Raw genomic sequence first — 17,921 nt, 5'->3', positions numbered from 1 at the left:
CGGCCGGTGCCGACCTGACCGTGGGCAAGGCCACCGATGGTGTGGCGGTCGACTTTGCCGACAAGAACGGCAACACCCGCACGCTCAAGAACGTGACGGCTGGCGTGGCAGCGACTGACGCAGTGAACATGTCGCAGCTCAACGCGACCAACGCCAAYGTGGCYGGCAACACCACSGCCATCACCAACCTGGGCAACCGCGTCACCACCACCGAAGGYAACATTTCCACCATCAACACCACGATTGCCGGCATGAATGGTCAGCTGGCCGATGCGGTGATGTACGACTCGGCCGCGCACGACAAGGTGACCTTGGGCAACGCCGGTACGCCGGTGCAGGTGACGAACGTCAAGAATGGTGCGCTGTCCGCTGCCAGCTCCGATGCAGTGAAYGGCTCGCAGCTGTATGCGACCAACCAGCAGGTGACCCAGAACACCACCGACATCGCGGGCAACACGACGTCGATCAACAACATCACCAACCAGATCAACAGCGGCACCGTGGGCCTGGTGCAGCAGGCTGCGGCTGGCGCCGATCTGACCGTGGGCAAGGGCACCGACGGCGTTGCAGTGGACTTTGCCGACAAGAACGGCGCGACCCGCACGCTCAAGAACGTGACGGCGGGCGTGGCTGACACCGATGCGGTGAACATGTCGCAGCTCAACACGACCAACGCCAACGTGACCCGCGTGGAAGGCAAGGCCGACCAGCAGGGCACCACCACGGCTTCGGCCTTCGGCGGCGGTGCGAGCTACAACAGCACCACCGGTGCGATCTCGGCGCCGAGCTATACCCTGCATAACGCCGACGGTACGACCACCACGGCGAGTGATGTGGGCACGGCGGTCACCAACATCGATGGCCGCGTCGTGCAGAACACCTCCGACATCAACACCATCAACACCCAGATCAATAGCGGCACGATCGGTCTGGTCCAGCAGGCTTCGGCCGGCGCCAACCTGACGGTGGGCAAGAGCACGAACGGTGCTGCGGTGGACTTCCAGGGCACCGCCGGCGCCCGCAAGCTGCTGAACGTGGCGGACGGTACGGTCGCTGCCGGCAGCAAGGATGCCGTCAACGGTGGCCAGTTGCATGGCGTGAGCCAGTCGATGGCCGATGCCATCGGCGGCGGCTCGACGGTGAATGCTGACGGTTCGATCTCGGCACCGAGCTACAGCGTGCACAACGCGAACGGTTCCACCACCACGGTCAACAACGTGGGTAGTGCGATCACCAATCTCGACGGTCGCGTCTCGCAGAACACCACCGATATCTCCACCATCAACACCACCATCACCGGCATGAACGGTCAGCTCGCTGACGCGGTGAAGTACGACTCGGCCGCCCACGACAAGGTCACCCTGGGCAATGCCGGTACGCCGGTGCAGGTGAGCAACGTGAAGGACGGTGCGCTGTCGGCGACCAGCGGCGATGCGGTGAACGGTTCGCAGCTGTATGCGACCAACCAGCAGGTGGCGCAGAACACCGGCGATATCGCCAACATCAACAGCACCATCAACACCATGAACACCGGTGGCCTGAAGTACGTGCAGGTCAATTCGACGGCTGCCGCTGCCAACGCGGCGGGCTCGGACAGCGTGGCCGTGGGTGGCAACACCAAGGCGTCTGCCGCCAACGCGGTGGCGATCGGCAACGGCGCCCAGGCCAGCCAGGCCAACAGCGTGGCGCTGGGTGCGGGTTCGGTGGCTGACCGTGCGAACAGTGTCTCGGTGGGTGCAGTGGGGCAGGAACGCCAGGTCACCAACGTGGCGGCCGGCAACTTGTCTGCCACCAGCACCGATGCGGTGAACGGCAGCCAGCTCAACGCCACCAACCAGACGGTGACCAACCTCGATGGCCGCGTGACCAACGTGGAGAACACGGTGAACACGATGGCGGGTGCCGTGAGCAACGTCACCAACATCACCAACGGCCAGTCCGGCATGTTCCAGGTCAGCAAGGACAGCAACAGCAAGCAGCCGGTGGCTTCGGGCAGCACCTCGACCGCCGGTGGCAACGGCGCCGTAGCGTCTGGCAACAACAGCACTGCGCTGGGTAACGCCGCAGCGGCCTCGGCTGACAACAGCGTGGCCGTGGGCGCCAACTCGGTCGCCGATCGCAGCAACAGCGTGTCGATGGGTTCGGCAGGCCATGAGCGTCAGGTGACCAATGTGGCGGCCGGTACGGCCAACACGGATGCCGTGAACGTGGGCCAGCTGAAGGCTGCCGGTGTGATGAATGCCGATGGCTCGACCAATACGGCGGTGACCTACGACACCAATGCCGATGGCAGCAGCAGCGTGACCTTGAACGGCGGCGGCAATGGCGCGGTGATCCACAACGTGGCTCCGGGTACGTCGGCGACGGACGCAGCCACGGTGGGCCAGGTGCAGCAGGTGGCCGACTGGTCCAAGAGCTACACCGACCAGCAGGTCAGGAACATGGGTCGCCAGGCGGATGGCGGCGTCGCCTCGGCGATGGCCATGTCCTCCATCCCGCAGGCGGTGGTGAACGGCGGGCACTCCATCGGCGCGGGCGTGGGCAGCTTCCGCGGCCAGTCCAGCGTGGCGGTCAGCATGTCGGCCATGAGCGCAACCGGCAAATTTGCCGTGAAGCTCAACGTCAGCGCGACCACCCACGGCGACGCCGGTGTGGGCGTGGGTGCCAGCTACAACTGGTAAGCCTGGGTTTTACCTGCACGAGAGAACGGCGCCGTAGCGATACGGCGCCGTTTTTCGTTGTTGCGGGGAGAGGGCAAACAAAAAGGCCGCGACATGGCGCGGCCTTTTCGATGGGCCGTCCCTTGTAGGAGCGCACTTGTGCGCGACCGCAAGGTTCCGGCTTTACCGCTGCGTAGGCTTTTCGCGCACAAGTGCGCTCCTACAGACGAGCGATTATTTCATGCGGTAGGTGATGCGACCCTTGGTCAGGTCGTAGGGGGTCATTTCGACCTTCACCTTGTCGCCGGTGAGAATGCGGATGTAATGCTTGCGCATGCGGCCGGAAATATGGGCCGTGATGACGTGGCCGTTTTCCAGCTGCACGCGGAACATGGTGTTGGGCAGGGTCTCCTGGACCGTACCTTCCATTTCGATGACGTCGTCTTTGGCCATGCGTTCCGTGGGGGCAGGGCAGCCGTCGTGGCTGCTTAATCCGTCGATTATGCCACGGAAAGTCCAATGGTTAAAGAATCATCAGCCAAAATGCTCATCCAGCTTGCGACGGATCTCCTGTTCCACCATGCCCTTGAGCGGCGCCAGCATCATTCCCAGCTCGGCTGTCACGTGGATGACGTCGCCCGCCACGGCAATGCTGCCGTTCACGCCCGGGCGGGAAAAGCGCAGGATGTCGCCCTGCCACTGGCCCTCCATGCCGAACTTTTCTTGCATGCGGGCCGCCACCTTGTCGACCACCGCGCGGGCCTCGGTCACGGAAAGCTGGTGGGGGCGGCGGATGTCGATCTTGGGCATGGGTGTTCCTGGGAGGCAAAGGCATATGGTAAGCCACGTCACCCGGAACTGCCGCTGCGCAGCGCGCGCAGCTCTGTTGTCGAAGCCCATGGGTGAGATCAGAGCGTCCTTAAGCTCGCAGGCATCTGCTAGAGTCCCGCCCGTCCATCGACTGGTTCACAGATGCGCATCGAGTTTCCCAATTCGCCCCGCGAGGATTTCCACTGGGACGGGCCGGCGCTGCGCATCGGCAGTGCGCCGGACAATGACCTGATCCTGGCCGCGCATCAGGCCGGCACCTATCACCTGCGCATCCAGCTGGATCGCCGGGGTTGGGTGCTGCAGGTCTTGCCCCAGGGCAACCGCATCTACGTGAATGCGCGCCCCGTGCGTGAAAAGGCCTTGTTGCGCGCCGGCGACATCCTGAGCGTCGGTGATTGCCGCATGCTGCTGCGTGCCGACGAAGAACCCGCCCACAATCTGCCCGTGACCGTGCCTGCCGAAGGGCGTTGCACGGTGGCGCTGCGTGCCGTGGCGGGCCCTTTGTCCGGTCGGGTGCTGTCGCTGCAGGACAAGCTGGAGCTGGGCCCGCATGGGCGCATTCCGCTGGAGCTTCCGCAGGGTGAGACGGCTTCGCTGGTGGTGTTCTGGCGGGATGGTCAGCTGATGCTGGAGGCCGGCCAGCAGTCCGAGCGTTATCCCCTGCGCGTCAACGGCGTGCCGGTGACCCAGGCCGCACTCCGGCCGGGCGACCAGGTGGGCCTGGGCATGCATCGTTTCGTGGTCGATGCCCCGGGACTGGAACCGGAGCCGGAGATCATCCAGCCGGCGCCGGAGCGGCCGCATCTGCCCGAAGAGGATGCTGGCCCGCGCGGCGAGGTGTGGTGGCTGATCGCCACCGCCGCGGTGCTCGCCCTGGGAATTGCGGTGGCTTTGCTGGTGCGTTTCTGAGGCGGGGTTCGGGCGATGCCGTGGCATCGTCGCCTTGGTTGACGGTGGGTTGCTGCGACGCGGCATAATGCGGCGATGTTCCTTCTGAAGGCGTCGTCAGTGAGCAGACTCTGGAATTTCAGCGCCGGCCCGGCCGCATTGCCGCAACCGGTGCTTGAGCGCGCGCAACGCGAATTGCTGGACTGGCAGGGTTGCGGCGCCTCGGTGATGGAGTTGTCTCACCGCGGCAAGGCCTTCATGGGCCTCGCACAGCAGGCTGAGGCCGATCTGCGCGAACTCTTGGCGGTTCCTGCTGACTACGCGGTGTTGTTCCTGCAAGGCGGCGCGACCCAGCATTTCGCGCAAATCCCGATGAATCTGGCCGCTGAAAGCGACAGCGCCGATTACATCGTGACCGGCCACTGGGGCGAGAAGGCCGCCAGCGAGGCGGCGCCATACGTCAAGGTGAACGTCGCCGCCAGCAGCAAGGGCGAGCACTACACGCGCCTGCCGCCGCGCGGGACGTGGCAGCTCGACGAGCGCGCCGCTTACGTGCACTACACGCCGAACGAAACCATTCATGGCGTGGAATTCCACGAGATTCCGAATGTAGGCGACGTGCCCTTGGTGGCAGATATGTCGTCGGACATCCTCTCCGGACCCGTCGATGTCAGCAAATTCGGGCTGATTTACGCCGGCGCGCAGAAAAACATCGGGCCATCGGGCCTGGTGGTGATGATCATCCGGCGCGACCTGCTGGAGCGCGCTACGCGGCCGATGGCGAAGATTTTCCGCTACGCCGATCACGCCGCCAACGATTCCATGCTCAACACGCCCAACACCTGGGGCTGGTACCTGGCGGGTCTCACCTTCCAGTGGCTGAAGGAGCAGGGCGGTCTCGCTGCAGTCGGCGAGCGCAATTCGGCAAAGGCTGAGCTGCTGTACGACGCCATCGACCACTCCAACGGTTTTTATCGCAACCCGGTGGCACTGGATTCGCGTTCGCGCATGAATGTGCCGTTCACCCTGCATGACAGCGCGCTGGACGCGGATTTCCTCAAGGAATCGGAAGCCGCCGGCCTGCTCGCGCTCAAGGGACACAAGGCGGTGGGCGGCATGCGCGCCTCGCTTTACAACGCGGTTCCGCTCGAAGCGGTGCAGGCCCTGGTGGGCTTCATGCGCGATTTTGCGCATCGTCACGGATGAAACCGTTGCACGCCTGGTCGCACATCAAGGACTATCCCTGATCCCCATTTGGACTTCCGTTGCTTGCGCAGCCCACGACATGACCGATAAGAAATCCTCGCTTTCCGATGTGCGCGAGCGCATCGACAGCATCGATCAGCAGATCCAGCAGCTGATCTCCGAGCGCGCCGGATGGGCGCAGGAAGTGGCCCGCGTCAAGGGCGAGGGGCTTTCGGCGATCGACTATTACCGCCCGGAACGCGAAGCCCACGTGCTGCGCATGGTGGTGGACCGCAACGATGGCCCGCTCACCGACGTGGAAATGGTGCGGCTGTTCCGCGAAATCATGTCTTCCTGCCTGGCCCAGGAAGATCCACTCAAGGTGGGTTTTCTCGGCCCTGAGGGCACCTTCAGCGAACAGGCCGTGCGCAAGCATTTCGGTCACGCCGCCTACGGACTGCCGCTGGGCAGCATCGAGGAAGTTTTCCAGGAAGTGGCGGCGGGCCACGCCGATTTCGGCGTCGTGCCGGTGGAGAATTCCGGGCAGGGCATGATCCAGGTCACGCTGGACATGTTCCTCACCTCCGAAGCCACCATTTGCGGCGAAGTGGAATTGCGCGTGCATCAGTGTCTGCATTCGATGCAGGGCAAGCTGGAAGGCATCAAGCGTGTTTACGCGCATGCGCAGTCGTTGCAGCAGTGCAAGACCTGGCTGCGCATCAACTTGCCTGGTGTCGAGTGCGTGGCGGTGAGCAGCAACGCCGAGGCGGCCCGCATGGCGCGTCACGCCGATGACGTGGCTGCGATTGCCGGCGAAACGGCGGGCCGCGTGTATGGCCTGAAGACGGTGGCCCAGGGCATTGAAGACCGCGCGGACAACACCACGCGCTTCCTGGTGATCGGCCGTTCGCTGTTTCCGCCGTCCGGCAACGATCGCACCTCGCTGCTGATCACCGTGAACGACAAGCCGGGCGCGCTGTATCACGTGCTCAAGCCGTTTGCCGAGCACGACATCAGCCTCAATCGCATCGAATCGCGTCCGGCGCATTCGGGCAAGTGGCAGTACGCGTTCTTCATCGATGTATCCGGCCACATCAACGACGAGCCGATGCAGGCGGCGATGAAGGAAATGGGCGAAGCCGCCGCGCAGGTGCGCGTGCTCGGTTCGTACCCGGTGGCGTTGCCCTGATAGAACTAAGGCCGCCGCTGCGCAGCCGTTGGAGAATGTTTCGTGACCCGACTCGACTGGACCAGTCACCCCGCGCGCGCGCTCAAGGGCAGCGTGCGCGTGCCTGGCGATAAATCCGTTTCGCACCGCGCGCTGATGCTGGGTGCGCTGGCGGAAGGCGCTTCCCATATCCGTGGCTTCCTCGAAGGCGAAGACACGCGCGCCACGGCCGCCGTGTTGCAGCAACTGGGCGTGCGCATCGAAACGCCGGCCGATGGCGAACGCGTGGTGCATGGCGTGGGCCTGCACGGCCTGAAGGGAACCACCCAGCTGCTCGACTGCGGCAATGCCGGCACCGGCATGCGCCTGCTGGCCGGATTGCTGGCAGGGCAGGCCTTCGATAGCACGCTGATCGGCGACGAATCGCTGTCCAAGCGTCCGATGCGCCGCGTGACCGACCCGCTTGCCCGCATGGGCGCGAAGATCGACACGCAGGACGGCCTTCCGCCGCTGCACGTGCGCGGCGGGCAGGCGCTTCATGGCATCGCCTACACCTTGCCGGTGGCCAGTGCCCAGGTGAAGTCGGCGCTCTTGCTGGCGGGCCTGTATGCGCAAGGCGAAACGGACGTCATCGAGCCGCATCCGACGCGCGACTACACCGAGCGGATGCTTGCGGCGTTTGGCTGGCCCATCGATTTCACACCGGGTCGCGCACGACTGAGCGGCGGTCATACCTTGCGCGCTACCAATGTGGATGTGCCGGCGGACTTCTCCTCGGCGGCGTTCTTCCTCGTCGCCGGCAGCATCGTGCCGGGTGCCGAGCTGCGCTTGCAGTCGGTCGGCCTCAATCCACGCCGCACCGGCCTGTTGCAGGCGCTGCGCCTGATGGGGGCGGATATTCGCATCGAAAACGAACGCGAGAGCGGCGGTGAACCAGTCGGCGATCTGGTGGTGCGCCATGCGCCGCTGCACGGCATCGAACTGCCCGAGGCGCTGGTGCCCGACATGATCGACGAATTCCCCGCGCTGTTCGTCGCGGCCACGGCAGCCACGGGCAATACCGTGGTGCGCGGTGCGGCCGAGCTGCGCGTGAAGGAGTCGGATCGCCTGGCGGCGATGGCCACGGGATTGCGCGCGCTCGGCGCCGTTGTCGACGAGACTCCTGATGGTGCCACCATCCACGGCGGTCCGCTGCATGGCGGTACCATCGAGAGCCATGGCGATCACCGTATTGCCATGAGTTTCGCAGTGGCCGGCCTGGTCGCCAGTGGGTCGGTGCGCATCAACGATTGCGCCAATGTGGCGACCTCGTTCCCTGGGTTCATCGAGCTGGCCAACCGCTGCGGGTTCAAGCTGGAAACCGCCTGATTCCAGCAATTCGGCTTTCTGTGGGAGCGCACCCTGTGCGCGACTGGCAGGAACCGAGACCGTCCGGCATGCCCGTCGCGCACAGGGTGCGCTCCCACAAGGTCTCGCCCGAGGGAACGGGTGCAGCTACCCTTGTGGCCTCACGCAGAGATCGCCATGCCCACTGCCACCCCGTCCTTCATCGTCGCCATTCCCGCCCGCTACGGCTCCACGCGCCTGCCGGCCAAACCGCTGCGAGAGATTGCCGGTGTGCCGATGGTGGTGCGCGTGGCGCAGCGCGCGCTCGAGGCGGGTGCCACGCAGGTGGTAGTGGCGGTGGACGACCAGCGCATCGCCGATGCCTTGCAAGGGCATGCCGTGGATGTATGCATGACGCGCAGCGACCACGCCTCGGGCAGCGATCGCCTGGCCGAATGTGCCGAGTTCTACGCGTGGCCCGACGACGCCATCGTGGTGAATCTGCAGGGTGACGAGCCGTTCGCGCCGGCGGCGGGTATCCGCGAAGTGGCGCGCGCGCTGGCCGAGGACGATGCGCCGATGGCCACGCTGGCCACGCCGATCGTGGATGCGCACGAGCTGTTTGATCCCAACGTGGTCAAACTTGTGCGTTCTGCCAATGGGCGGGCGTTGTACTTCAGTCGTGCACCGCTGCCGTGGGCGCGCGATGCATTTGCTGCCGATCGTGATGTATTGCCCGCGAACGTGCCGTTCCTGCGCCATATCGGCATCTACGCGTATCGCGCGGGCTTCCTCAAGCGTTACACCACGCTGGCGCGCACTCAGCTGGAGCAGGCCGAATCGCTGGAGCAGCTGCGCGTGCTCGAACACGGCTATGCCATCGCTGCCCGACTGACGCCCGAACCGTTCCCGCCGGGCATCGATACCGAGGCCGACCTCGAGCGTGCGGAGCGCTGGCTGGCCCAGCGCTGATCTTCAGCGTCGGCGACGCAGCAGCATCACAAACAGGCCGCCCAGGACCAGGCCCACTACCAGCCCGATGCCGGCGCCCCACAGGGCGCCGTTGGTACCGGCAACGGCGCGGCCGATCAAAAAGCCGAGCACGAACAGGATGGGTAGAGGCAGGCAGCCCACGAGCGATCCTCCAATCAGCCCTGCATCGACTCAGGCTATTTGTTGAAGCTGATCGGCACCTGCACATAACCATCGGCAGGCGCGCCGTTCTTGACGGCCGACTTGTACGACCAGCCCTTCGCGGTTCGGATGGCCTCGTCGTCGAGGGCCTTGGAGCCCGACGACATCATCACGTGGAAGGATTTGGCCTTGTCGTCCGGTCCGACCTGCACCATGACCACCACGGTGCCCGTGCCGGCGTTGTTCTTCATGGCGGCGGAAAAGCGCGGGGCCGGCTGGGGGCGATCCTCGTCGATGCTCGCCGGATGATCGCCTGCCGTATTGGCGCTGGCGCCTGCCGTGGGCGAGGCGGCAGCCGGAGCCGGCGCGTCTTGCCCGGCGGGTCCCGCGATGGCCGCCTGGCCCAGCAGCATGGCAGCGGCCGCTATCGTAATGAGCTTGCGATTCACTTTCTTCCTCCCTGTGGATCGGGCAAGCATAGGCAGACTTCGCGTGTCACAACAATCGTGACTTTAGTCACTCCCTGAGGGCTTGATTGCGGCCCTTTCCGCAGCCATTTCGAGTTTTCATGCGATGCCTATATCAGGGCGACGCGACGAGGACATTTCCATCTGATGAAAAGCGCGCCGGTCCCGTCCATCTTGTTTGTGTGCTTGGGCAATATCTGCCGTTCGCCACTGGTGGAAGCCGTGGCTCGCCAGCGCGCGGCACAGGCCGGCCTTTCGTTGTCGCTGGCCTCCTGCGGCACCGGCCATTGGCATATCGGCAAGGGCGCCGATCCGCGCATGCTGCGTGCGGCAGCGGATGCCGGCTATGACTTGTCGCCGCATCGCGCGCGACAGGTGCGGGCAGCCGATTTCCAGACGTTCGACTGGGTGCTGGCGATGGACCAGGACAATCTGGAGACGCTCGAAGGCCTGCGGCGGGGTGGCGGCGTGGCGCCCGCCTTGTTCCTGCCCTGGGCCGGCGTGGCCGCGCCCGAAGAGTTTCCCGATCCGTACTTCGGCGACGCCGAGGGTTTTCGCCATGCCGTGGCGCTGGCGGAGCAGGGCGTGGATGGCCTGATCGTGCGCCTGCGTGCAGCAGTGACCGGATAGAATCACACGATGCAGTCCACACCGCCGCCGCAAGCCTTCGACGGCAAGGCTTTCGTCAAAAACCTGAGCACGTCGCCCGGCGTCTATCGTTATTTCGACGAGGACGGCGAGCTGCTGTACGTGGGCAAGGCCGGCAACCTCAAGAAGCGCGTCGGCAGCTATTTCCTCAAGCCGCGCATGGAGCCGCGCATCGCGGCGATGGTGTCGCAGATCGCGCGCACCGAGATCACCATCACGCGCACCGAAGGCGAGGCGCTGCTGCTCGAATCGCAGCTGATCAAGTCGCTCAAGCCGCGCTACAACATCCTGCTGCGCGACGATAAGAGTTACCCGTACATCTATCTGTCGGGCGGCGAGGACTACCCGCGGCTGGCCTTTCATCGCGGCGCACGCAATCTGCCGGGCCGCTATTTCGGGCCGTACCCGAGCACCTTCGCCGTGCGCGAAAGCCTCAACCTGATGCAGAAGCTGTTCAAGGTGCGCCAGTGCGAGGACAGCTATTTCAAGAACCGTTCGCGCCCCTGCCTGCAGCACCAGATCGGTCGTTGTACGGCGCCGTGCGTGCAGCTGATCTCGGTCGAGGACTATCGCAACGACGTGCGCCACGCGGAAATGTTCCTCGAAGGTCGTAGCAGCGCGGTCATCGACGAGCTGGCCGGGCAGATGGAACAAGCCAGCAAGGCGCTGGAATTCGAGCGCGCGGCGTCGTTCCGCGACCAGGTCGGCGCCTTGCGCAAGCTGCAGGCCGAGCATCACGTGCAGGGCGCGAGCGCGGACATGGACGTGCTCGCCTGCCGCATCGAAGCGGGCATGGCCTGCGTCAGCGTGCTGTTCTTCCGCAACGGCATCAGCCTGGGTACGCGCGACTTCTTCCCGCGCCTGCCGCTGGATGCCGAACCGTCCGACGTACTGGAGCAGTTCATCGCGCAGTACTACCTGGACCGTCCAGTGCCACGAGAGCTGATCCTGGGCGAAACGCTGCCGACCCAGCAGGTCCTCGGCGAGGTGCTGGCACAGCAGTCGGGCCATGCGGTGGAACTCAAGTCCAGCGTGCGCGGCGAACGTGCGCGTTTCCTGCAAATGGCCGAGCGCAACGCCCAGGCGTCGCTCACGGCCAGGCTGGCCAGCCGGCAGACCCTGGGTGCGCGTTTCGACGATCTGCAGAAGTTGCTCGAGATGGACGAGCCGCCGCGCCGCATCGAGTGTTTCGATATCAGCCACACGCAGGGCGAGCTCACCGTGGCGTCCTGCGTGGTGTTTGGTCCGGAAGGCCCGGAGAAATCGCATTACCGCCGCTTCAACATCAGCGGCATCACTGGCGGCGACGACTATGCGGCCATGCATCAGGCGCTGGTGCGCCGCTTCCGCAGGCTGGCCGAAGGCGAGGGCGCGCGGCCTGACGTGCTGCTGATCGATGGCGGCAGCGGGCAGGTGGCGCAGGCGCTGGACGTGCTGCGCGAGCTTGGCGTGACCGGCATCCACGTGGTCGGCGTGGCCAAGGGGCCGGGTCGCCGCGCGGGCGAGGAGACGCTGGTGCTGGCCGATTCGGGCCGCAACCTGCATCCGGGCCCGTCATCGCCGGCGTTGCACCTGGTGGCCGCCGTGCGCGACGAGGCGCATCGATTTGCCATCACCGGCCATCGCAAGCGCCGCGAGAAGGCGCGCGAGCGCAGCGTGCTGGAGGATGTTGCCGGCGTCGGCGCGCGCCGCCGTTCGGCCCTGCTCAAGGCATTTGGCGGTCTCGCCGGCGTGGAAGCGGCCGGCGTGGAGGAGCTCACCCGCGTGAAAGGGATTGATCGCGGATTGGCCGAACGCATTTATGCTGCACTCCATGGCTGATCCGCGCGAATGGGTGCGGACCGTCATGCCGGCTTACATCAAAATCCCGCATGATCGAGGGCGTGGACGGTTGATGATGGCGTTGATCCACAAGCTTCCCTGCTGACTGCTGCAAACCGGAAAGGATTTATGCACATCAACCTGCCCACCTGGCTGACCTTGTTTCGCGTGCTGCTGTTGCCGGTGATGGTGGTGGTGTTCTATTGGCAGTTTCCGGGGCACAACATCACGGCAGCCATCGTGTTCGCACTTGCCGCCATCACCGATTGGCTGGATGGCTATCTCGCCCGGCGCATGAATCTCACCTCGGCCTTTGGCGCCTTCCTCGATCCGGTGGCCGACAAGCTGATGGTGGCGGTGACGCTGTTCCTGCTGGTGGAAACCCATCGCGGCGGCTGGCCGGGCATCCTGATGGCGATCACGGCAGCCATCATCGTGGGACGCGAGATCAGTGTCTCCGCCTTGCGCGAATGGATGGCCGAGATCGGCATGCGTGCCACCATCAAGGTGGCTTTCATCGGCAAGCTCAAGACCGCCATGCAGATGGTCGCCCTGGTGGTGTTGATCGTCCAGCACGAGAAGGACGCCGAGGCCTTGCGCCTGTATCACATCGGCGAGGGACTGCTGGTGATCGCCGGCATCCTCACCATCTGGTCGGGCCTGTACTACCTGCGCGCCGCGTGGCCCAGCCTGAAGGGCGATGGTTCTGGCCATCCGCTGCCCCGCAACGACGACTGAATAGAAGTAACCCCGAGATTCATGACAGGTGCTTGACGGCCGCCGATTAGCCATTACAATGCGCGACTCCGATGCGGGAATAGCTCAGTTGGTAGAGCACGACCTTGCCAAGGTCGGGGTCGCGAGTTCGAGTCTCGTTTCCCGCTCCAGATTCGGTGAATGGAAGCATCGCCATTCACAAAAAAAACGGCCCTCGCGGCCGTTTTTTTATGCCTGTGAATCAGGCCCTGCCTAGGCCGTGACGACGCGGGCTTGGGCCGCGCGCCGTCACGTGTCGCAGCGTCAATGCGTCTGTTTGCGATGCTCGATCGCCTGCCGGCGATAGAGCGGGTAGCAGAGGGCCAGGCAGATGAACCAGATCGGGGTGTAGATCAGGCCCTGCAGCGTGTCCTGTTTCTGCGCGAACACCCACAGCACGAAGGCGAAGAAGGCCAGCACGATCCAGCACATCGCCACCCCGCCGGGCATCTTGAAAATCGACGTCGTGTGGCGCTCCGGATGCAGTTTCCGGTAGCGCATGTAGGCAATCATGATCAGCGACCACACGAAGATGAAGCAGATGCTGGAGATCGTGGTGACGATGGTGAAGACCTTCATGACGTCGCCTTCCTGGTAGAGCAGGAACACGCCGATGAAGAGCAGGAAGCAGGAATAGGCCAGGCCGTTGGCCGGCACGTTGTTGTTGCTCAGTCTGGCAAACGGCTTGGGGCCGAGCCTGCCGGCCGAAAGACCGTAGAGCATGCGTCCGGTCGAATAGATGCCGCTGTTGGCAGAGGACGTGGCCGAGGTGAGCACCACGAAGTTGATCAGGCTGGCGGCGATCGGAATGCCGATCAGCATGAACAGGTTCACGAACGGGCTGCGATCCGGCGCCACTTCGTTCCACGGCGTGACCGTCATGATCACCAGCAGGGCGAGCACGTAGAAGATGATCACGCGGATGGGAATGGAGTTGATCGCCTTGGGCAGGGTTTTTTCCGGATCACGCGCTTCGGCTGATGCCGTGCCCACCAGCTCGATGCCGACGAAGGCAAACACGGCGATCTGGAACGCCGCCATGAATCCGGAACCGCCGTGCGGGAACCAGCCGCCATTCGCCCAGAGATTGGACACCGCGGCCTTGGCGCCGGTCGGCGAGGTGAAACCGATGGCGATCAGCACGATGCCGACGGCGATCAGCGCGACGATGGCGACGATCTTCACCAGCGCAAACCAGAACTCCATTTCACCGAAGAGCTTCACGGTCAGCAAGTTGAGGCCCAGCAGCAGAAGAATGCAGGCCGATCCGGGCAGCCATAGCGGCACGTGCGGCGCCCAGAATTGGATATAGCCGGTGATGGCCGCAATGTCCGCGATGCCCGTGACCACCCAGCAGAACCAGTAGGTCCAGCCGGTGAAGAAACCCGCCCAGGGGCCGAGCAAGTCGTAGTTGAAATCGACGAACGACTTGTAGTTCAGGTTGGACAGCAGCAGCTCGCCCATGGCGCGCATCATGAAGAACAGCACGCTGCCGATGATCGCGTAGGCGAAAATCACCGACGGGCCCGCGAGGCTGATCGTTTTGCCCGAGCCCATGAACAGGCCGGTGCCGATGGCGCCGCCGATGGCGATCAGCTGCAGGTGGCGGTTGCGCAGATTTCGCTGCAGGTGATGTTCGGGTTGGCCGGTTGCAACGGTCGGTTCGTGGTTCTGCATAGGCGGCACGATCCTTTCGAGGTACGAAAGCGACCATCCTAAAGGATACGCACCGGGTCGTGCTGCATACCTACTGGGCGTCGTGGAATATGACACCCAGCGTGTGACGCTGGCCGCTGCGCACGCGGCTCACGCCATGGCGCATGGTGACCCTGTAGGAACCCCGCGTGCCGGCGACCGGACGCTGGTTGACGGCAAAGATTACGGCGTCTCCCTGGCGCAGCGGCACCACCTCGACGCGCGACTGCATACGTGGACGCTGCTCGGTGAGCACGAATTCACCGCCGCTGAAGTCGCGACCGGGTTCGGACAGCAGGACCGCCAACTGCAGCGGAAACACGTGTTCGCCGTAAAGATCCTGATGAAGGCAGTTGTAGTCGCCAGCGCCGTATTTGAGCAGCAGCGGCGTGGGCCGCGTCTGCCCGGCGTCATGGCAGCGGCCCAGGAAGGCTTCGTACGTGGCCGGATATGGCACGGCAATGCCCATGCGGTCGTTCCACTGATTGGCCAAGGTCGCGAGCTGCGGGTACAACGCGCCGCGCATCTGCTGCACGGGGTCGGGCAGGGGATATCGGAAGTATCGGTATTCGCCTCGACCGAAGTTGTGGCGTGCCATCACCACGCGGCTGCGATAGCGCGACTCGTCGGCGTAATTGGCAGCGATATCGCGGCATTGCTCGGCATCGAGCAAGCCTTCGATCACTGCGCTGCCACGTTCGTCGAGTTCCGCCAGCAGGGCTGGCCAATCGACGGCTTCAAGGCGCGAGGCGATGGACCGGTTGGGCGATTCGATGCGTTGTGCGTGCATGGTGGGCAGTCGAGTGGCGAGACCTCAAACTAGCCGGTGGCGACTGATGCCACACTCCGATTCTTGCGCATCACCAGATCAGGTCGTCCGGCACCTTGAACTGGCTGTAGAACTCATCGTCGTCACTGGCCGGCTTGCTGTCCGCGGGCTGGCCGTGGTCCAGCACGATGACGCTGGCGTCGCGTTCGCGGATCTTATCCGCTGCCGCGCGCGGCAATAGTTCATAGCTGTCGCCGGAACGCGCAACCACCAGCGTGCCCTTGGCCAGCTGCGCGCGCAGCGCTTCGTTCACCAGCACGCTGTGGATCTTCTCGCCGTCGTTGAAGCGGTAACTGATCTCGCCTTCGCGCTTCACTTTGTTGGCATCGATGATCTGGCGGACCTGGGCGGCGATCTCGCGCGCATGGGCCTGCGCGTTGCGTTCGGCAGCCAGGGCGCGATCGCGTTCGGCGCGTTCGGCCTGCAGGCGCTGGGTATCGATCTTCTCGGCGGCCTCGGTGGCAACGGGCTTGCCCTGGCGCTGCTTGGCCTGTTCGCGGGCAATCTGGTCGACCTTGCCCTTTTTGGCGAGGCCGGCCTTGAGTAACTGTTCCTGCAGGGGATTGCGCATGCGTGGAGCGTCCGGAAAACGTAGCCCGGGAATTGTAGCGCGGGTCCGGCACGGCGCGATCTGCGGCCCGGTGAGACGCGGCGTGGCATGATGGCGGCGGGCAGGGTTCCTCACCAAAGGATGTGCCGTGATCCCGCACTTCACCGACCATTCGGCCAACGAACGCACCTATCTCGCCTGGGTGCGCACCGCGATCTCGGTCATGGCGTTCGGCTTCCTGCTGGAACGCTTCGACATCTTTTTGCTGTTCACATCGCGCGCGGCCGCCAAGGTGACCGAGAGCCTGCATACGGAAGCGTCGCAATGGCTGGGCCTGGGGCTGCTGCTGGTGGGCGCCTTGATGATCGTCGGCGCCACGATCCGGTTCTATCGCAATCGAAAGGCGATCGAGGCGGCCGATACCTCGATGTATGGCGACTCGTGGACGGCCCGGGGCATGGCCGTGCTGTTGGTGCTGATGGCGATCTTCTTGACGCTCTATGTGGCGCGGCAGCTTGCGGCGCTGAGTTGAGGCCCTTCGTCGCGTCGCCTCCAACGCGTCATTCCGGCGCAGGCCGGAATCCAGTAGCAGTGCGTGCCGATTGTCGCGACAACCGGATGCATCGCACCTGGATTCCGGCCTGCGCCGGAATGACGAGCAAAAAGAGCAGGGCCGTTTGCATCGGAGATGGCGAAAAAAAGCGCCGTATCGCTACGGCGCCTTTTCGTTTACGCATGAAGCGACAGATCAAAGCGCTTCGAACACGCCCGCTGCACCCATGCCGGTGCCGATGCACATGGTCACCATGCCGTACTTCTGCTTGCGACGACGCATGCCGTGAATCAGCGTGGCGGCGCGGATCGCACCGGTGGCGCCGAGCGGATGGCCGAGCGCGATGGCGCCGCCGAGCGGGTTGACCTTGCTCGGGTCGAGGCCGAGATCGCCGATCACCGCCAGCGCCTGCGCGGCAAACGCTTCGTTGAGTTCGATCCAGTCCATCTGATCCTTGGTCAGGCCAACCTGCTTGAGCACCTTGGGAATCGCTTCCTTCGGGCCGATGCCCATCACTTCGGGCTTGACGCCTGCCACCGAGAAACCGACGTAGCGCGCGATGGGAGTGAGGTTGAATTCCTTCACCGCCTTCTCGCTGGCGATCAGCAGGGCGCCGGCACCATCGGACATCTGCGAGGAGTTGCCGGCCGTCACCGAGCCGCCGAAGCGGTCGTTGCGGAACACCGTCTTGAGCTTGGACAGCACTTCCAGCGTGGTGCCGGCGCGCGGGCCTTCGTCGGTGTCGATCAGGCGGCTGTCGGTCTTGATGCCGCGCGTGGCCAGATCGGGGTAATGGTCATCGAGCTGGAACGGCGTGATTTCTTCCTTGAATTCGCCGGCGGCGATGGCGGCCAGTGCGCGGCGATGGCTTTCCACCGCGAACGCATCCTGCTGCTCGCGCGTGACCTTCCACTGCTCGGCCACCTTCTCGGCGGTGATGCCCATGCCGTAGGCGATGGCGACATCTTCCTTGTTGGCGAAGATGGCCGGATTCATGGCGATCTTGTTGCCCATCATCGGCACCATGCTCATGCTCTCGGTGCCGGCGGCGATCATCAGGTCGGCCACGCCGAGCTGGATGCGGTCGGCGGCCATGGCGATGGCCTGCACGCCCGAGGAGCAGAAGCGGTTGATGGTGACGCCCGGCACGGTGTACGGCAGGCCGGCGAGCAGGGCGCCGATGCGCGCCACGTTCATGCCTTGCTCGGCCTCGGGCATCGCGCAGCCGACGATCACGTCTTCGATGCGATGCGGATCGATGCCCGGCGCCTGCGCCATCACGGCGCGGATCACGTGGGCGAGCATGTCGTCCGGACGGGTGTTGCGGAATACGCCGCGCGGCGCCTTGCCGACCGGCGTGCGGGTGGCGGCGACGATGTAAGCGTCTTGCACTTGCTTGCTCATGGTTTT

The 17,921-nt window shown here is 64.7% G+C and carries 18 protein-coding genes and 1 tRNA gene; 11 read left to right on the top strand and 8 right to left on the bottom strand.

All coding sequences use genetic code 11. The annotated features are described in order from the left end of the window. Positions 1-2,681: YadA family autotransporter adhesin (locus AC1DE1_RS05680; RefSeq protein ID WP_477178943.1), on the top strand; the 2,681-nt coding region annotated here is incomplete at its 5' end. A 213-nt stretch (positions 2,682-2,894) separates the two neighbouring features. Here the strand turns inward: AC1DE1_RS05680 and infA are convergent. Both infA and AC1DE1_RS05670 read right to left on the bottom strand, forming a co-directional pair. Then, entirely contained in the window at positions 2,895-3,113 is a 219-nt protein-coding gene (gene infA, locus AC1DE1_RS05675; protein WP_019466733.1) for a translation initiation factor IF-1, read from the bottom strand. A gap of 81 nt (positions 3,114-3,194) precedes the next feature. Then, positions 3,195-3,470 carry a polyhydroxyalkanoic acid system family protein gene (locus AC1DE1_RS05670; protein ID WP_441602346.1) on the bottom strand — a complete coding sequence of 92 codons (276 nt, stop codon included), beginning with the start codon at positions 3,468-3,470 and terminating at the stop codon, positions 3,195-3,197. A gap of 162 nt (positions 3,471-3,632) precedes the next feature. On the opposite strand from AC1DE1_RS05670, the gene AC1DE1_RS05665 reads away from it, so the two are divergent. The 5 genes from AC1DE1_RS05665 to kdsB all read left to right on the top strand — a co-directional run bounded on the left by AC1DE1_RS05665 (position 3,633) and on the right by kdsB (position 9,030). Further along, positions 3,633-4,400, top strand: coding sequence for an FHA domain-containing protein (locus AC1DE1_RS05665; RefSeq protein WP_477175653.1), 768 nt, complete (start codon positions 3,633-3,635; stop codon positions 4,398-4,400). A gap of 99 nt (positions 4,401-4,499) precedes the next feature. Beyond that, positions 4,500-5,585: a 3-phosphoserine/phosphohydroxythreonine transaminase gene (serC, locus tag AC1DE1_RS05660; protein WP_477175652.1), complete on the top strand. Its 1,086-nt coding sequence runs from the start codon at positions 4,500-4,502 to the stop codon at positions 5,583-5,585. Positions 5,586-5,664: 79 nt separating this feature from the next. Then, on the top strand, positions 5,665-6,753 hold the full coding sequence (pheA, locus tag AC1DE1_RS05655; protein WP_046970777.1) for a prephenate dehydratase: 1,089 nt from the start codon (positions 5,665-5,667) through the stop codon (positions 6,751-6,753). A gap of 42 nt (positions 6,754-6,795) precedes the next feature. Next, entirely contained in the window at positions 6,796-8,100 is a 1,305-nt protein-coding gene (aroA, locus tag AC1DE1_RS05650) for a 3-phosphoshikimate 1-carboxyvinyltransferase (protein WP_477175651.1), read from the top strand. Positions 8,101-8,256: 156 nt separating this feature from the next. Then, positions 8,257-9,030 carry a 3-deoxy-manno-octulosonate cytidylyltransferase gene (gene kdsB / locus AC1DE1_RS05645; protein WP_477175650.1) on the top strand — a complete coding sequence of 258 codons (774 nt, stop codon included), beginning with the start codon at positions 8,257-8,259 and terminating at the stop codon, positions 9,028-9,030. A 3-nt stretch (positions 9,031-9,033) separates the two neighbouring features. On the opposite strand, the gene AC1DE1_RS05640 is transcribed toward kdsB, so the two are convergent. Beyond that, complete coding sequence (locus AC1DE1_RS05640) at positions 9,034-9,192, bottom strand: hypothetical protein (protein WP_441602340.1); 159 nt, start codon at positions 9,190-9,192, stop codon at positions 9,034-9,036. Positions 9,193-9,227: 35 nt separating this feature from the next. Then, complete coding sequence (locus AC1DE1_RS05635) at positions 9,228-9,641, bottom strand: energy transducer TonB (RefSeq protein WP_477175649.1); 414 nt, start codon at positions 9,639-9,641, stop codon at positions 9,228-9,230. 165 nt (positions 9,642-9,806) lie between these two features. Between AC1DE1_RS05635 and AC1DE1_RS05630 the strand changes: the two genes are divergently transcribed. The 4 genes from AC1DE1_RS05630 (at position 9,807) to AC1DE1_RS05615 (ending at position 13,015) form a co-directional block, all read left to right on the top strand. Further along, a complete protein-coding gene (locus AC1DE1_RS05630) occupies positions 9,807-10,289 on the top strand; it encodes a low molecular weight protein-tyrosine-phosphatase (RefSeq protein ID WP_477175648.1) in 483 nt (160 codons plus the stop codon). Between the two features lie 9 nt (positions 10,290-10,298). Further along, positions 10,299-12,128 carry an excinuclease ABC subunit UvrC gene (uvrC, locus tag AC1DE1_RS05625; RefSeq protein ID WP_477175647.1) on the top strand — a complete coding sequence of 610 codons (1,830 nt, stop codon included), beginning with the start codon at positions 10,299-10,301 and terminating at the stop codon, positions 12,126-12,128. A gap of 129 nt (positions 12,129-12,257) precedes the next feature. Continuing rightward, positions 12,258-12,866, top strand: a complete 609-nt coding sequence (gene pgsA / locus AC1DE1_RS05620) for a CDP-diacylglycerol--glycerol-3-phosphate 3-phosphatidyltransferase (RefSeq protein ID WP_441602336.1) — start codon at positions 12,258-12,260, stop codon at positions 12,864-12,866. A 73-nt stretch (positions 12,867-12,939) separates the two neighbouring features. Beyond that, positions 12,940-13,015 (top strand) — tRNA-Gly (locus tag AC1DE1_RS05615). A 133-nt stretch (positions 13,016-13,148) separates the two neighbouring features. Here the strand turns inward: AC1DE1_RS05615 and cycA are convergent. The 3 genes from cycA to AC1DE1_RS05600 all read right to left on the bottom strand — a co-directional run bounded on the left by cycA (position 13,149) and on the right by AC1DE1_RS05600 (position 15,979). Continuing rightward, on the bottom strand, positions 13,149-14,561 hold the full coding sequence (gene cycA / locus AC1DE1_RS05610; protein WP_477175646.1) for a D-serine/D-alanine/glycine transporter: 1,413 nt from the start codon (positions 14,559-14,561) through the stop codon (positions 13,149-13,151). A 70-nt stretch (positions 14,562-14,631) separates the two neighbouring features. Then, positions 14,632-15,369, bottom strand: a complete 738-nt coding sequence (locus AC1DE1_RS05605; RefSeq protein ID WP_477175645.1) for a 2OG-Fe(II) oxygenase — start codon at positions 15,367-15,369, stop codon at positions 14,632-14,634. A gap of 70 nt (positions 15,370-15,439) precedes the next feature. Continuing rightward, entirely contained in the window at positions 15,440-15,979 is a 540-nt protein-coding gene (locus AC1DE1_RS05600; protein WP_477175644.1) for a DUF2058 domain-containing protein, read from the bottom strand. A gap of 127 nt (positions 15,980-16,106) precedes the next feature. Here AC1DE1_RS05600 and AC1DE1_RS05595 point away from each other — a divergent pair, with 127 nt between their 5' ends. Further along, positions 16,107-16,490, top strand: a complete 384-nt coding sequence (locus AC1DE1_RS05595) for a YidH family protein (protein ID WP_441602332.1) — start codon at positions 16,107-16,109, stop codon at positions 16,488-16,490. A gap of 216 nt (positions 16,491-16,706) precedes the next feature. Here AC1DE1_RS05595 and AC1DE1_RS05590 read toward each other — a convergent pair whose 3' ends face one another. Continuing rightward, positions 16,707-17,915 (bottom strand): acetyl-CoA C-acyltransferase, encoded by a 1,209-nt coding sequence (locus tag AC1DE1_RS05590; protein WP_477175643.1) that lies wholly within the window; start codon positions 17,913-17,915, stop codon positions 16,707-16,709. Positions 17,916-17,921: the final 6 nt, after the last annotated feature.

Source organism: Dyella sp. 05T440 (assembly GCF_056395965.1).
The sequence above is the reverse complement of the archived record's forward strand: the minus strand, read 5'-3'. Positions and strand labels throughout refer to the sequence as shown.